Annotated in this window: 11 protein-coding genes; 3 read left to right on the top strand and 8 right to left on the bottom strand. The window is 69.9% G+C overall.

Annotation, left to right across the window (positions count from 1 at the left end):
- Positions 1-4: 4 nt before the first annotated feature.
- The 7 genes from eccD to AFR_RS02570 form a co-directional block, all read right to left on the bottom strand.
- Positions 5-1414 carry a type VII secretion integral membrane protein EccD gene (eccD, locus tag AFR_RS02600; protein WP_023357742.1) on the bottom strand — a complete coding sequence of 470 codons (1410 nt, stop codon included), beginning with the start codon at positions 1412-1414 and terminating at the stop codon, positions 5-7.
- Entirely contained in the window at positions 1411-5382 is a 3972-nt protein-coding gene (locus tag AFR_RS02595) for a type VII secretion protein EccC (protein ID WP_023357741.1), read from the bottom strand. The genes eccD and AFR_RS02595 overlap by 4 nt, the downstream gene beginning before the upstream one ends.
- On the bottom strand, positions 5379-5720 hold the full coding sequence (locus AFR_RS02590; RefSeq protein ID WP_023357740.1) for a hypothetical protein: 342 nt from the start codon (positions 5718-5720) through the stop codon (positions 5379-5381). The genes AFR_RS02595 and AFR_RS02590 overlap by 4 nt, the downstream gene beginning before the upstream one ends.
- The gene (locus AFR_RS43300; protein ID WP_023357739.1) at positions 5701-9540 is read right to left on the bottom strand and encodes a WXG100 family type VII secretion target; all 3840 of its coding nucleotides are present in this window, start codon (positions 9538-9540) and stop codon (positions 5701-5703) included. Before AFR_RS43300 ends, AFR_RS02590 begins: the two co-directional genes overlap by 20 nt.
- A gap of 68 nt (positions 9541-9608) precedes the next feature.
- Complete coding sequence (locus AFR_RS02580; RefSeq protein WP_023357738.1) at positions 9609-10439, bottom strand: hypothetical protein; 831 nt, start codon at positions 10437-10439, stop codon at positions 9609-9611.
- 87 nt (positions 10440-10526) lie between these two features.
- Complete coding sequence (locus tag AFR_RS02575; protein ID WP_023357737.1) at positions 10527-10829, bottom strand: WXG100 family type VII secretion target; 303 nt, start codon at positions 10827-10829, stop codon at positions 10527-10529.
- 35 nt (positions 10830-10864) lie between these two features.
- Complete coding sequence (locus AFR_RS02570) at positions 10865-11185, bottom strand: WXG100 family type VII secretion target (RefSeq protein ID WP_041840545.1); 321 nt, start codon at positions 11183-11185, stop codon at positions 10865-10867.
- Positions 11186-11469: 284 nt separating this feature from the next.
- Between AFR_RS02570 and AFR_RS02565 the strand changes: the two genes are divergently transcribed.
- Entirely contained in the window at positions 11470-11886 is a 417-nt protein-coding gene (locus AFR_RS02565; protein WP_023357735.1) for a YbaB/EbfC family nucleoid-associated protein, read from the top strand.
- Complete coding sequence (locus AFR_RS02560) at positions 11883-13010, top strand: hypothetical protein (protein ID WP_023357734.1); 1128 nt, start codon at positions 11883-11885, stop codon at positions 13008-13010. Before AFR_RS02565 ends, AFR_RS02560 begins: the two co-directional genes overlap by 4 nt.
- 602 nt (positions 13011-13612) lie before the next feature.
- On the opposite strand, the gene AFR_RS43295 is transcribed toward AFR_RS02560, so the two are convergent.
- Positions 13613-13936 carry a hypothetical protein gene (locus AFR_RS43295; protein WP_148307856.1) on the bottom strand — a complete coding sequence of 108 codons (324 nt, stop codon included), beginning with the start codon at positions 13934-13936 and terminating at the stop codon, positions 13613-13615.
- Positions 13937-14040: 104 nt separating this feature from the next.
- Between AFR_RS43295 and AFR_RS43290 the strand changes: the two genes are divergently transcribed.
- Positions 14041-14496, top strand: coding sequence for a hypothetical protein (locus tag AFR_RS43290; protein WP_023357731.1), 456 nt, complete (start codon positions 14041-14043; stop codon positions 14494-14496).
- The last annotated feature ends 389 nt before the right edge of the window (positions 14497-14885 follow it).

Here is a 14885-nt window from a genome sequence, read left to right as displayed (position 1 = left end):
GCGCCTACCCGAACAGTCCGCGGGCCCAGGCGTAGATGCCGAGCACCTGCGCCAGGACCGGGAGTACGGCCAGTCCGGTGGTCACGTCGAGGAACGTCGCGGCGTACTCCCAGAACGGCAGCATGCGCCTCGGCCACGGCCGCAGCGCCGCGAGGATCAGCGGCAGGAGCAGCGCGAGGAGAGCGCCCAGCATCGCGTACCGCCAGCCGGGCGTCATCATCTGGGAGAACTTCATGACGACCATGAGGTAGCCGACGGTACCGGCGCTGACCAGCGCGATCCGTTGCCAGACACCGAAGAAGGTACGCGCGCGCAACAGGATTGCACTGGCGACCACGAGCACCAGCGTCCAACCGGACCAGCCCGCCACCTGCATCGTGAAGTAGAACAGCACCGGCAGCACGATCGCGGTCGAGCACATCGCCACGGTCAGGTACGTGTCGGCGTCGTTGGTGCGGTCGCGGACCTGGTCCGACGGCGCCGGCTCGATGTCGTACGACATGTCCTCGCCCGTCTTGGGCAGCTGGGGCCCGCGCAGCCGGGAGAACTTGACGGCGGCCCGGGGTGCCAGCACCACGACCGCAAAGACCAGGGCAATCGCGGCCGCGGCCGTACGCTGCGACGTCATGTCCGAGCCGGACTGCATCAACAGCACGCCGATGATGACCAGCGCCGTCACGCCCACGACGAGCAGCGGCGCGAACGGCATCGCCGGCGTGACGGTCCGCTGGGCCAGGAGCAGCACCGCCACCACACCGGCGGCGGCCACCGACCCGGCGAGCACGGCCGGGCCGTTCCAGGCGAGACCGGCCGGGTCGCCGTCGACGGCACTGGACGCCGCCAGCGCCGCGAACGCCGCGGACGCACCCCCGAAGAGCAGGGCAAACGCGCCGTCGGTCAGATTGCGGGCCGACACCAGAGCGGCCGCGAAGAACACCCCGCCCAGGACACCGGCCCCGACAACCTGCGGCAGCACCGGCCCCCGGTCGACCAGGACGGCGGCGATCGCCCCCATCGCGATGACCGACAGCAGCAGGAAGAGGATCCGGCGGTACTCGGGCTGCCAGCGGTCGGAACGCCGGTTGACCACGGTCGCGACACCCTCGGCGAGGTCGTCGAAGTCGAGTTCCGGCAGCGGGTCCTCGGCCCGCCTGAGGTGCAACTCCTCGCCTTCGAGCCAGTCGAGCGTCTCCGGCGTACCGGTGAGCTCGAAGGGTGTCTGGCCGAGCCGTTGCAGCACCCAGGCGCCCTCGGGGGTGTCGCCGTCGACCGGCCGGCCCGCCGCCGTGGTGTGCTGCAGCAGCATCGGCAGCAGGTTCGCGACCGGCGTCGTGGCCGGCACGGCCAGGTCGACCTTGCGTTCCGGTCCGATGACCGTGATCCGGCACAGTTCGCCGTTGAGAGCGGTGGTCATCCGCGGTTTCCTTCCGCTACGTAGCCGGTCTGCATCAGGCGCACGCCCCGCCGGGTGACGAGCTGCGCGCGGCCCGGCGGCAGGCGCCGCGGCGCCGCCTCGCCGAGGAACTTGCCCTCTTCCTTCGGGTACGACAGGAGCGTCGCGGGTGAGCCCAGTTCCCACATGCGGCGGATGACCGGGTCCATCATCGCCCGGATCGCACCGGAGGTACTGCGGGCGACGATCACGTGCAGGCCGATCGAGACACCCTGCGCCAGCAGCGGCAACAGCGGCTCCAAGGTGGACCCGACGCCGATGCCCTTGGTCATCAGGTCGTAGTCGTCGACGATGACAAACAGCTCCGGGCCCTCCCACCAGTCGCGGCGGCGCATGCGCTCGGAGGAGATCTCCGGGCCGGGTACGCGCCGGTTCATCGAGACGGACGCCTGCGCGGCGAGCTCGTTGAGGCGGTCACCGGTGAAGCCGAAGCCGACCTGGTACTCCGGCGTGATCGCGGTGTCGAGGTCACGCCGCGAGTCGCCGAGCACCACCTTCGCCTGCTCGGGCGTGTAACGGCGCTGGATCGCCCGCAGCACCAGCCGCAGCATGTTGGACTTGCCGGTCTCGTTGTCACCGAAGACCAGCAGGTGCGGTGTGGTCATGAAGTCGTGCCAGACCGGGGCGAGACGCTGCTCGTCCTGGCCCAGGCAGACCTTGAACTCCGGCTGCGGCTCCGGCAACTGCTCGACCATCAGACGCGCGGGCAGCATCCGGACCGCGGGTGCGACCGGCCCCGGCCAGAAGGTGCTGATCTCCTCGGTGACCGACTTGGTGGCCTCGGCCAGGTCGTCGGTCGTCGAGCTGCCGTCCATCCGGGGCAGCGCGCCCAGGAAGTGCAGCCCGTCACCGGTGAGTCCACGGCCCGGCTGGTTGGGCACGGTCGCCGCCTTGCGGGAGCCGACGTCGGACTCCATCGCGTCGCCGAGCCGCAGCTCCAGCCGCGTACCCATCAGGTCGCGCAGCCAGGTGCGCATCTCCGACCAGCGGGTGGCCGTGACGATGACGTGGACACCGAAGGACAGACCCCGCGAGGCGATCTCCTGGAACTTCGTGTCCAGGTCCTGGAAGTCCTGCTTCATCGTGTACCAGCCGTCGACGACCAGGAAGACGTGCCCGAACGCGTCGTCGATCTCGCCGCGCGCCCGCAGAGCCAGGTAGGAGGTCATCGAGTCGAGGCCGCGGTCGGCGAACTCGTTCTCACGCTTCTCCATGACCTGGCGGATCTCCTCGATGGTCCGCACCACCCGGTCGCGTTCCATGCGGGTCGCGATCGAGCCGACGTGCGGCAGCCCGGCGATCGAGGCGAGACCGCCACCACCGAAGTCCAGCCCGTAGAACTGCACCTCCTTCGGTGTGTTCGTCAGGGCCAGACCGAGGATCATGCTGCGCAGCAGGGTCGACTTGCCGCTCTGCGGTGCACCGGCGATGCCGACGTGACCGTCCGCACCACCGAGGTCGGCGACGAGCAGCTCGCGCAGCTGGTCCTGGGGACGGTCCACGATGCCGACCGGCACCCGCAGGCGGCCCTGCGCGGCCGGGTCGTCGACCGTCATGCCGCGCCGCGGATCCGGCACGACGCTGGGCAGCAACGAGTCCAGGCTCGGCGCGGCCGACAGCGGCGGCAACCAGACCTGACGTGCGGGCGGACCCGAACCGGCCAGCCGGTCGAGCAGCACCTCGACGAGGCTCGGCCCGCCCGTGGTCTCCGGCTCGGCGGGCTGCTCCGAGGAGAGCTCGGCCGGCCGCGTACGCCCCGGGTCGTGCCGCACGGCGACCTGCCGCGTGGTGAACGGCACGACGTCGGTGCTGGTGACCTGCTCGTCGTCCTCGGTACCGCCGATCAGCCCGGTGCCGGTGTACGGACCCGACACGTACGCGGACTTGAACCGTACGAGATTGGTGGTGTCGACCTTGAGGTAGCCGTTGCCGGGCTCGGGTGGCAGCTCGTAGGCCTTGCCGACGCCGATGACCGCCCGCGACTCCATCGACGAGAACGTCCGCAGCGCCAGCCGGTACGACAGGTGGCCCTCGACGCGGTTGATCCGCCCCTCGTCCAGCCGCTGCGAGGCGAGCAGCAGGTGCACACCCAGGCTTCGCCCGAGCCGGCCGATCGACACGAACAGGTCCATGAACTCGCTCTTGCTGGACAGCAGCTCGCTGAACTCGTCGACGATGATCAGCAGCACCGGGAACGGCACGAGCTGCGCACCGGCCGCCCGCGCCTTCTCATAATCGAACAGCGAGGCATAACCGCTGGCCCGCAGCATCTCCTGCCGCCGGGTCATCTCACCGTTGAGCGCGTCCTGCATGCGGTCGACCAGCGGCAACTCGTCGGCCAGGTTGGTGATGACCGCGGAGGTGTGCGGCAACTTCTCCATGCCGATGAACGTCGCACCGCCCTTGAAGTCGACCAGGACGAGGTTCAGGATCTCCGAGCTGTGCGTGGCGGCGAGCGCGCAGACCAGCGTCCGCAGCAGCTCACTCTTGCCCGAGCCGGTCGCGCCGATCAGCAGCCCGTGCGGTCCCATGCCGCCCTGCGCCGACTCCTTGAGGTCCAGCTCGATGACCTCGCCGTCCTCGGTCACCCCGATCGGCACCTGCAGCCGGTTGCGCTGCGACTGCCTCGACCTCCACAGCGTCGGTACGTCGAAAGTGTTGGCGTCCCGGATCCCGAGCAGTGTGGTCAGCTCGAAACTGGTCTCCAGCGGCTCCTCGACGACGTCGAGCGTTCCACTGGTCCGCTTGGGCGCGATGATCCGGGCCAGCGCCTCGGCCTGCAGGGTGCCGAGCCCGTCCCGGACCGCCGACCCGACCGTGTCACCGGCCGGGAACTGCACGACCTGGTCCTCGAGGGACAGTCGCAGCACCTTCGGGCCGCCGGGCATCGACCCGGTCAGGTCGAGCAGCACCACGTTGCGCATGCCGGCGCCGAGCAGCCGCGAGCTGTCCGGCAGATCCACCAGGTGCGCGATGATGACCACGAACGGCTCGGTCGACGCCGGACGCGCGGCCCGGTCGTGGTCACCTCGGTCCGCGATCTCCGGCCCGAGCAGGTCCATCAGGTCGTCGTGGCTGCTCGCGAACATGCGTACGGGCCCGGCGGCGTCGAACGCCGTCGGGTGCGCGTTGTGCGGCAACCACTTGATCCAGTCCCACGGGCCGCGGTGCACCTCGGTGGCGAGCACCGCGACCCGCAGTTCATCAGGGGCGTGGAAGGTGACGAGTTGCGCCACCATCGCCCGGACGAGCTCGATCGCCGGGTCCGCGGCGCCCTCGAACTCGATGCTCGTGAAACTGCGCAGCCCCACCGAGGTGGGGATGCCGGAAACCGTCCGGTACGCCTCCGAGAAACGCCGCAACGAGATCGACGCGAGGGGTTCCAGGTCCTCGATCGGTTTGGTCTGCGGCGGCAGGAACCGCAGCATCGCGTTCTGCCGCCCGAGCCCGATCCGCACCCGCCCGAAGTCGTCGTGGCTGGGCCGGCGCTCCCACAAGCGGCTGCTCATCGCGACCGACCAGAGCCAGTCCGGCTGCGGGTTGTTCCACATCACCGACTGCCGCTGCTGATCGGCGGCCGCCCGGGCCTGCTTGCGCAGCTGGGCGATGTACCGCAGGAAGTCCCGCCGCTCACCGCGCATCTTGCGCTTGCGGTCGGAGGCGGCCTTGCCGATCTGCATGACACCCATGAGCAGCATGCCGCCGGCCATGGCGCCACCCATCACGTACATGATCGGCGCCCGGCTGTAAAGACCGAACATGGCCATCATCGCGCCCATGCCCAGACCCATCGGCACGATCATCGCGAACGACCGGAAGTCGAGCGGTGCCTCCTCCGCCATCAGCGGCGGCTCCTGAAGCTCGATCTCCCCTTCCGGCGCCTCGGGTCCGGCGGCACGCGGAGGCCGCTTGATGGTGACGGTACTCATCCGAGCATCCCCGAATCCGCGCCCGAGCCGCCCCAGGCCGAGTCGTCCTGGCGGAGCAGCTTCACGGCGTACCGGTCGTTGCGGCGGCGCTCGGCCGCCTTGTCCTCGTCCTCGTCGTCGTCCTTCGGCGGCTCGACCGGCTCCGGCTCAGGCTCCCGCCGCGCCGCGGCCTCTTCCGCCCGGCGCCGCATCCGCTCGGCCCGCCGCATGGCCAGCACCTCGGCGCGCGTGTAGCTCGGCCCGCCGCACCGCAACGGACGATCCTCGACAACGTGCTCGGCGGTGGCGGACCGTTCCCGCTTCCAGACCGGCAGGGCCTCATCCCGGGAGTCGCGCATCGGTCGCCCTCTCCTCGTGTCCGGTGTCCTCGTCGCCCCGCAACCACCAGGCGTCCCCGGTGTCGTCCCAGCCCGCGACGTCCTCGGCGACCTCGGCGGGCTGCACGACCGGCACCCGGTCCTCACCCTCCGCGCCGGCCCAGGTCACAACCTGCTCCTCGAGCAGCTCGGCAGCGTCGGGCCGCTCGGCCTCGTCACGCTCCCCGGCCCCCGGCAGAACAGGCATCATCCCGGGTACGGGCACACCGGCCTCGGGCAGACTCACACCCTGATGCCAGCCGCTCGCGGGGTCGACGGGCGGCGGCGGTGCTCCCGCACTCGGCACCTCGGCAACCCCTTCGGGCTCCCACATCTCCCCGTCACCCTCGACCAACCCGGCAGCATCCGGCCGCTCCGCGGCAGCCGCCTTCTCCCCCGCGCCGGCCCCGGGCATCATCGGCATCCCCGGTACGCCCCCAGCAGCCGTTTCGCCGGGCTGCCAGTCGCTCGTATCGCCCTCGACCAGCTCGGCCACGCCGGGCGTGCCATTGCCACTGCTGGGCTCGCCCTGAGCGGGCATCCCTGAGCTCGGCGCGCTCGGGGAGCTGTCGAACCAGTCACCGGGCACCGCCGGGGACGGCACCGCAGCATCGAGCCCAGCACCACCCGGTATGGCACCTCCGGGAGCACCAGGAATGTCCACACCGTCGCCGGTGCCGGACGGCGACCAGTCACTCGCATCCCCATCGACCAGCCCGGACGCATCCGGCCGCTCCGGAATGCCGTTGCCACCACCAGCGCCAGGAGAACCGCCACCGGGCATTCCCGGCATCATCGGCATTCCCGCACCCGGCGCACTCGACGAACCCTCAACGGGCGTTGTCAACGACGGCGCAGGCACGTCTAGGCCCGCACCACCCGGCGTCGCACCGCCGGGCGCGTCGGGAATGTCCACGCCACCACCGGCGCCGGACGGCGACCAGTCACTGGCGTCGCCACCGACCAGCCCTGACGCATCCGGACGCTCGGGCAGACCGTTGTTGCCACCAGCACCGGGCGAACCTCCGCCGGGCATCCCGGGCATCATCGGCATCCCCGCACCCGGCGACGAACCCTCACCAGGCGCGGTCAACGACGGTGTCGGCACGTCAAGACCAGCACCACCCGGCGTTGCACCGCCGGGAGCATCGGGAATGTCCACACCGCCGCCGGCACCCGACGGCGACCAGTCACTGGCATCGCCACCGACCAGCCCTGACGCATCCGGACGCTCGGGCAAACCGTTGTTGCCACCCGCGCCGGGCGAGCCACCGCCGGGCATCCCGGGCATCATCGGCATCCCCGGAGCAGACGGCGAATTCTCGAAACCCTCGGTCTCACCCGGGGCAGTCAACGACGGCGTCGGCACATCAAGACCAGCACCACCCGGCGTCGCACCACCGGGAGCATCCGGAATGTCCACACCACCACCGGCACCGGACGGCGACCAGTCACTCGCATCGCCACCGACCAGCCCAGACGCATCCGGACGCTCCGGCAGACCGTTGTTGCCACCCGCGCCAGGCGAACCACCACCAGGCATACCCGGCATCATCGGCATCCCCGGAGCAGACGGCGAATTCTCGAAACCCTCGGTCTCACCCGGGGCAGTCAACGACGGCGTCGGCACATCAAGACCAGCACCACCCGGCGTCGCACCGCCCGGCGCATCCGGAATGTCCACACCACCGGCACCCGACGGCGACCAGTCACTCTCGTCACCACCGACCAGGCCCGACGCGTCCGGACGCTCCGGAATGCCGTTGCCGTTGCCGTTACCGGCACCACCGCCACCCGGCGAGCCGGGCATCATCGGCATGCCACCGCCAGGAACCTGGCCGGCACCCGGGAACTGCCCGGTCTCGCCCGGACCGGAAACCGACGGCGACTGCACGTCAAGACCAGCACCGCCGGGCGTCGCACCACCAGGGGCATCGGGAATGTCCACACCACCGGCACCCGGCGCCGACCAGTCACTCTCGTCACCACCGACCAGCCCCGACGCGTCCGGACGCTCCGGAATGCCGTTGCCGTTACCGGCACCACCGCCACCCGGCGAACCCGGCATCATCGGCATGCCACCGCCGGGCATGCCCAGGCCGGCGCCACCGGGGTTCGCCCCGCCCGGGGCGTTCGGCACGTCAAAACCGGTGCCTGCGCCCGGCGGTGCCCAGTCGCTCGGGTCGCCGCCGACCAGGCCGGACGCGTCCGGGCGTTCCGGGGCGCCGGAGTTTCCGCCGCCGGCGCCGCCACCGGGTGAGCCCGGCATCATCGGCATGCCGCCGCCCGGGCTGCCGACACCTGGTGCGTCGAAACCGGGTGCGTTGGCGTTGGGTGCGTTGACGCCGGGCACGTCGACACCGTCGAAGGCACCGCCACCGGGGGCTTCCGGAGCGTTCACACCGCCGCCGCCGGAGCCGGGAGCGCCCGGGATCTCGGGTGGGTTGAAGTTGCCCACGCCGCCACCGGCGCCGGGCGAGTCGGGCAGGTCCGCGACCGGCGGGGGAGCAGCGCGACGGTTGTTGTCGCTGCCGCCACCCGAGGCCGGCGGGGCCGGGACGACCGGCGGCACGATGGGAGCGTTGTTCTGCGCGTTCACGCCCTGCGGGTCCGTGATCGGCGAGCCGTCGGGGTTCGTGAGGTTCTGGGAGTCGAAGCCCGGCAGGCCGCCCGGACCGTCGACCTGCGGGGCGTTCACGCCCTCGGGACCGCCCGGGATCTCGGGGGCCGCGAAGCTGTCCACCGGGCCACCACCGCCACCACCGGGGCCTTCGCCGATCGGCGGCGCCTCGAAGGCCTCCGGGCCGTTGACCGGGGGCGGCGAGACCGGGCCACCCGGACCGTTGACCGGCGGCGGGGTCACGAAGTTCTCGCCACCGGGCGGCGGCACCGAGCCGGACGGCGGGGGCGAGACCTGCGGAGGCGTGATCGGCGGTGGGGTGGTGATGTTCGGTGGCGGCGCCGTGGTGATGTCGACCGGCGGCGGCGTGGTGATGTTCAGGGGCGGCGGAGTGGTGATGTTCGGCGTGGTGAACAACGGTGTGGTGATCGAGCTCAGCACCGGTGTCGTGATGTTCTTCGGGTCCGGGGTGGTGAACTCCGGGCTGCCGTCACCGCCGGGGTGCTGCACCTTGTTGTAGGTGAGCTCGTACTGGCCGGCGAGGGTGCGGACCACCTCGAGCATCTGGTCCGTCATCGGCCGGGCGAACTTGGTGCTGCTGATCGCCACCAGGCCTTCATCGGTGTGGTTCGCGCCGTTGGCCGCGGCGATGTTGGCCCAGGCGACGTCCAGGTAGTCCATCGTGGACTGGGCCCAGGCCAGGTAGTTGGCGCTCTTCAGCAGCTGGTTCGGCACCGAGCTCTCGCTGCCCGTGCCGTCGCCACCCGCGATCCGCTCGGCCTGGTTGCCCAGGTAGTCGGCCAGGTACTCCATCTTGGCGATGAAGGCGTCCGCCGCGACCCCCTGCCAGGCCCGGTCGGGACCGGCGATGGCCTTCGAGTGGTCGCGGACGAACGTCTCCAGATAGCTGAGCGTGTCGTACGCCTGCTGGAACGCGCCCGCCGCCGTGGCCAGCGACTGCGGGTCGACGCGGTCGAGCGCCACCGCCTCCGCGTCGGCCGTACTCATGGCGGAGCCGCCGTTGACCGCGGCCTTGAGCTTGCGCCAGCCGGGCGGGTCCTCCCGCGCCCAGTCCTCGAAGTCGCCGAGGTTGGTGGTGGTGACGTTCGTCTGACCGAACGTGGCACCCTCTTCGGCCGGGTCCGTCCAGGCGTCGGAACCCGAGGGGTCTTCTGGGGGCATGACTGACCTCTTCGAGCGAGCAGGGCTACGGGCGAACGGGGGCGGGAACGCCGGTGATCAGGTGTGACCTACGTGCCGTCACCGTTGCCTTCGCCTTCGCCTTCACCGTCGCCGGCGCCGCCACCGGCGGTTGTGCTCTGGTTGCCGTAATCGTTGATGCTCTCGATGTAGCCCCAGCTGTCCTTCATCGCGTCACCCAGCTGGTCGGCGGTCATCTTGTTGAAGTCCTCGGCGTTCTGGTACTCGGTGACCATCTCGCGGAGGTTCTTCTTCAGGTCGAACAGCGCCGAGTGGACGGTCTCGAGCAGGCCCATGGTGTCGCCGCGCAGGCCCGCGTCGTTCGCGCTGGCGCCGGCGACACGCTGCCGCAGCACCTCGGCGATCGCAAAGGTGCCGGGCTTCATGTCGATGCCCTTCAGCGAGTTCCGGGCGTCGAGCAGGATGCCCTTGCCGTCCGGGGCGATCGCGTCGAGCTCGCGGCAGAAATACTCGATGGCCTCGGTGCTGACGACCATCTCGCCGTTCGGGTTGTTGCTGCCCGAATACTCCTTGGGGTTTCCCCCCGGTACACCCTCGAAGTTCGAGTCGATGTCGTATTTCGGATCCGTGTCACCGTACGCGTCGTACGGGACCTCGTTCGGATGGTCGTCTTTGGTCGACTCGTCCTGGACGTTTCCACCATGGTCCGCGAGAACGTCGTCGTAATGGTGGTAGGCGTCCTCGAAACGCTCGAAGAGAGCCGTTTCCTCGGGCGTGAACTTGTCCATGTACCAGACACTTGAGCCGTCGTACTGGCCGAACCAGTCGTCGATGTACTTGTCGGTCTCTTCCTTGGTGAAGATCCCGGCAGCCTCGGCCTTGTCCGGATTGAATCCGGAATAGCTGTCGTCCCAGCCCATGATGAGCCTCCGCGTAGACGTGATCGAGGGAAGGAAAAGGCAGCCGGGGCTGCCGGGCGGTCCGGCCCGGCAGCCCGGCAACGGCGGTCAGCCGCCGCGGACGTCGTTCCAGATCTGAGCGTGACGCTGCTCGGTGGTGCCGTAGTTGTCCGAGATCTGCAGCAGCGTGTTGCGCGCCTGCTCCAGGTAGATCGTCATCTCGTTCGCGGCCTGGTTCCAGGCGGCCTTCGACGCGTAGTACTGCGTCTGGGCGGCACCGGTCCACTCCTGCAGGGTCCGCTCGACGCTGCTCTCCATGTCGCTGAGCGCAGTCTTGATGCGGGTGTTGATCTGGTTCATGTCGGTGAGGGTGGCGTCGGCCTGGGTGAAGTCGAACCGGTAACTGGACACCGTCACTTCCTTTCGCAAAAGAGCAGGGGAAACGGTCAGATGCCGGGCAGAGCGGAGGCGAAGGACTGCGCGCTGGAAGCGGCGGTGTCCTCGGCCTGGGCGTAGCCCTTGGTGTTCACGCCCATCACTTCCATGATGTTGATGAGCTCGTTGATGACCTTCTGGAACGACGCTTCCCAGTTGTCCATCGCCTGGTTGAAACCGTTCGAGGCGGTACCGGTCCAGGTGGACTGCAGCGTGGCCATCTCGCTGTTCACGCTCTGCAGGTGGCCGGTGAACTCGGTGGCCCGGGCGGAGAATTCCTGAGCGGCCGCCTGCATGCCCGGTTCGGTGGTCTGCACCACTGGCATCGTCACAGCGACACTCCTTTCGTCGTGAGGACGCAGAACTCATCGATGGCTCGGCGTTCGTGCCAAGAGTGTTGGTGGACGTGAACCCGGCGCGGCAAGGTGAGCGGCCTCCGATGTCCGAACGTCGGGCCAACATTGCCTGCTTCGACTCCCATGGCAGCGATTTTTATCAATGTTTCTGCTGACTCGGGAAGACCGGCTGCACGTTTGCGCCCTGCCCGGCCTCCAACCCTTTCCGCCGGCGGTCCCGGGACCTCTACTGGAGCCTCTGACGGAAGGGGCCGGGCCGGATGGACTTCAACGAACGCATCGAGCACCTCTTCGAGGAGTACCAGCGCCAGCGCGCCAGTTTCAGCACGCTGCAGCAGCAGATGCGCGAGATCTCGGCGTCCGCGACGTCGGCCCGGCACGAGGTGACCGTGACCGTCGGCCAGAGCGGCGTCCTCACCGACATCCGCTTCCCGACCAGCGCCTACAAGCGACTGACGCCGGCCGAGCTCACCGCGACGATCATGCAGACCTTCGCCGAGGCCAAGGAGGAGGCGACCAGCCAGGCCGCCGCGATCCTGGCCCCGATGCTGCCCGACGGCATGGACGCGCGGGCCATGGTCAGCGGCCAGGCGGGTGTCGACACGTACCTGCCGGCGGAACCACGCATGGCGACCAGCGTGCGCGAGATCCTCGGTCTGGGCCGGGCCGCGAAGTGAGCCAGCCCAGCGGCCAGATCTGGGTCAACCCCGAGGGTGTCACCCAGCTCGGCGACAACTACGGCGAGCACGGCGCGCTCTACCAGGGTTACCTGGATCAACTTCAACTGCTCCGCGCCCAGTACGGCAACAGCTGGGGCGACGACGACATGGGCAAGCAGTTCTCCGAGAAGTTTCTCAAGGGCCTCGACGCGCTGGACGGCATGGTCACGGGCGTCAAGGAGACGCTCGACTACACGTCGGCCGGTCTGCGCGAGAGCGGCAAGGCGTACCGGCTGGCGGACGACGACGCCCGTGACACCGGGCACAAACTTGCCCGTGACTTCGAGGGCATGCCGCAGGGTGCGGGGCTCAACGCGTACACGGCGGGGGAAGCTCAGGAAGCACAGCCGGCGCAGAAGCTGCTGGGCCGGACCCGGAGGGTCGCTATGTCGGCCGGGGAAGTCCGCGAGGCGGAGCCGGCCCAGCGACTGCGCGGACGGCTGGCGGTGCGGGCCGAGCCGGTGGAACCGGTCCTGCGCAGCGAGAAGAACCTGCAGACCGGCCAGGACGAGCAATTCGTCGACGTGGGTGATCAGTCGTTCCGGCTGAAAGAGATCGTCTGGGCTTCCAACGACGAGTTCGTCCGCAAGGACGGCAACACCCGCCTGGTCTCCGAAGGTGTCGACCCCGAGACCGGCGAACCGAAATACACCCGCATCTCGATGGACGGCAAGGCCTACGAGCTCGAACCCCAGCTCCGCGCGATGATGTCGGTGATGCCGGCCCAGGAGGCCCAAGCCCACCAGGCCTTCCCGGCCATCTCGTCCTACCGCATGACCCCGGAGTACGCGACCGCGCTCGTCGACGGCCGGCCACTGGCCGAGGGCTACCACCTGCAGGCGCTCAACCGGTTCCCGGACGGCACGACCCGCGTGGACGCGAACCTCTTCGAGTCGATCGCCCCCGTCGTCGGCAGCACGGTCACCGGCGCCGACGGACAGCCCCTCGACCCGGGCGACGACCAGTTCTTCGTCGTCAAGGAGAACCCCGCCGCCGACGCGACCGCCGAGAACTACCAGCCGTTGATCGTCAGCTTCACCCCCGACGGTACGGCTGTCCCCCTCGTCACCGACCTGTACTGAGCACCCGTGGTCGACTTCCACATCCCCAACGACCCCGAGTGGCAGTGGGCCTACGACCTCATCCTGTACGGCGTAGGCGAACAGTTCCCCGAGGCGGACCCGACAGCGCTCCGCGCCATGGGCGACGAGCTGTACGGCTTCACCGGCACCCTGCTCAATGGCGTCTCGTCCACTGCCGCCCTCGGATACCAGCTCAACGGCAGCCTGGACGGCCCGGCCGCCGACGCCTTCGCACAGTTCCAGAACGGCATCACCCAGAACGTCCCCGTCGGCGCCAACGTCTCCACCCAGCTCGGCGGAGCCGCCTACCAGTACGCCCTGGACTCCGAAGCCACCCAGTACAACATCGTCATCGCGGCCTTCACCCAGGTCGTCGAGATCGCCATCGCCCTGGCCACCGGCTTCGGCGCGGCCCTGGTCCCGTCGTTCATCAAAATCGGCCAGGAACTCGTCAACGTCCTCATCTCCCAGCTCCGCAACCGCCTGGCCCAGTCCCTGGCCCGCCTGACGGTCGAAGCGATCGAGGAAGGCCTGGAAGAGCTGTGGCAGGGCGCAGCCGCCCAGCTCACCCAGATCCTCGAAGGCAACCGCAAAGGCATCGACTACAAAGACCTGGCCCTGAGCTTCCTCGGCGGCATGTTCATCGGCGGCGGCGCCAGCGCCGTCCAGATGATCGGCGGCAAGTGGTTCCCCAAGGTCGGCAAAAACCCGTACGGCCGTGAAGGCTTCTCCGGCGCCGGCGAAACCCTCTTCGAGGGCCTGTTCACGATGATGATGGGCGGCGGCGGCTTCAACCCCTTCGCCACCATGTCCTCCTCCATCCTGGGCGGCGTCCTCCACCACTGGGCGTCCGAATTCGGCGGCAACTTCAACCCGAACGGCACCGGCCCGTTCACACCGGCGCCGCCACCGCCCCGCTCGGGCATCGAAGGCCCGGAATCCCACTCACCCCCACCCCCGGCCGAAGGCCCACCCGTCCCCGCAGCCGGCCCGGGCGAGGGCCAAGGTGCCGGCCCGGCCGAGGGTCCGGGTGTCGGTTCGGGTGGCGGCCCCGGTGCTGGTCCAGGAGCCGGCGTTGGTGCTGGCGCTGGTTCGGGAGTCGGTGCTGGCGCTGGTGCCGGTCCGGGAGCCGGTGCCGGTTCTGGTTCGGGTGCGGGTCTTGGCGCTGGGCCGGGTGCGGATGCAGATGTCAGTCCTGGCGCCGGTCCAGGCGCCGGCTCGGGAACGGGTCCGGGTGCCGGTCCCGGTTCAGGCCCGGGCGTTCCCGGTTCAGGTCCGGGCGTTCCCGGTTCAGGTCCAGGCTTGTCCCCGGCAACCGGTCCCGGCGCGGATCCGACGACTGGTCGTGGCCTCGCTCCTGGCACTGGCCCCGGCGCTGCGCCTGCCACCGGAACCAACGTGGGCCCCGCGGCTGGGCCTGCTGTCAGTCCGAGCACGGATCCGGCAGCTGGGCCCGGCACGAACCCGGCCACAGGTCAGGGCGTGAACCCGGCCACAGGGCCCGGAACGAACCCGGCCACAGGTCAGGGCACGAACCCAGCCACTGGGCCAGGCGCAAACCCAGCCGCTGGGCCGGGCGCAAACCCAGCCGCTGGGCCGGGCGCAAACCCAGCCGCTGGGCCGGGCGCAAACCCAGCCGCTGGGCCGGGCGTAAGCCCAGCTACTGGGCTTGGTGCAAACCCGGCCACAGGTCAGGGCACGAATCCGGCCACCGCACCCGGCGCGGGTCCTACCGCTGGACCTGGTGCCAACCCAGCCGTGGACCCTGCCGCCGGATCAGGTGCCGGCCCGGTTGCAGGCTCCGGCACGAACCCCGCAGTGAGCCCACCTACCGGACCAGGCACGTCCCCGGTTGCCGGCCCCGGCACGAACCCT

The organism is Amorphoplanes friuliensis DSM 7358, from assembly GCF_000494755.1.
In the GTDB taxonomy this organism is placed as follows: Bacteria; Actinomycetota; Actinomycetes; order Mycobacteriales; family Micromonosporaceae; genus Actinoplanes; species Actinoplanes friuliensis.
Note: the sequence above shows the minus strand (reverse complement) of the source record. Positions and strands in the feature narration are given on the sequence as shown.

Coding starts and splice junctions, on each gene's coding strand:
- eccD (WP_023357742.1), bottom strand. CDS start 1,414: ATGACCACCGCTCTCAACGGCGAACTGTGCCGGATCACGGTCATCGGA.
- AFR_RS02595 (WP_023357741.1), bottom strand. CDS start 5,382: ATGAGTACCGTCACCATCAAGCGGCCTCCGCGTGCCGCCGGACCCGAG.
- AFR_RS02590 (WP_023357740.1), bottom strand. CDS start 5,720: ATGCGCGACTCCCGGGATGAGGCCCTGCCGGTCTGGAAGCGGGAACGG.
- AFR_RS43300 (WP_023357739.1), bottom strand. CDS start 9,540: ATGCCCCCAGAAGACCCCTCGGGTTCCGACGCCTGGACGGACCCGGCC.
- AFR_RS02580 (WP_023357738.1), bottom strand. CDS start 10,439: ATGGGCTGGGACGACAGCTATTCCGGATTCAATCCGGACAAGGCCGAG.
- AFR_RS02565 (WP_023357735.1), top strand. CDS start 11,470: ATGGACTTCAACGAACGCATCGAGCACCTCTTCGAGGAGTACCAGCGC.
- AFR_RS43295 (WP_148307856.1), bottom strand. CDS start 13,936: ATGCCCGAGCGGGGCGGTGGCGGCGCCGGTGTGAACGGGCCGGTGCCG.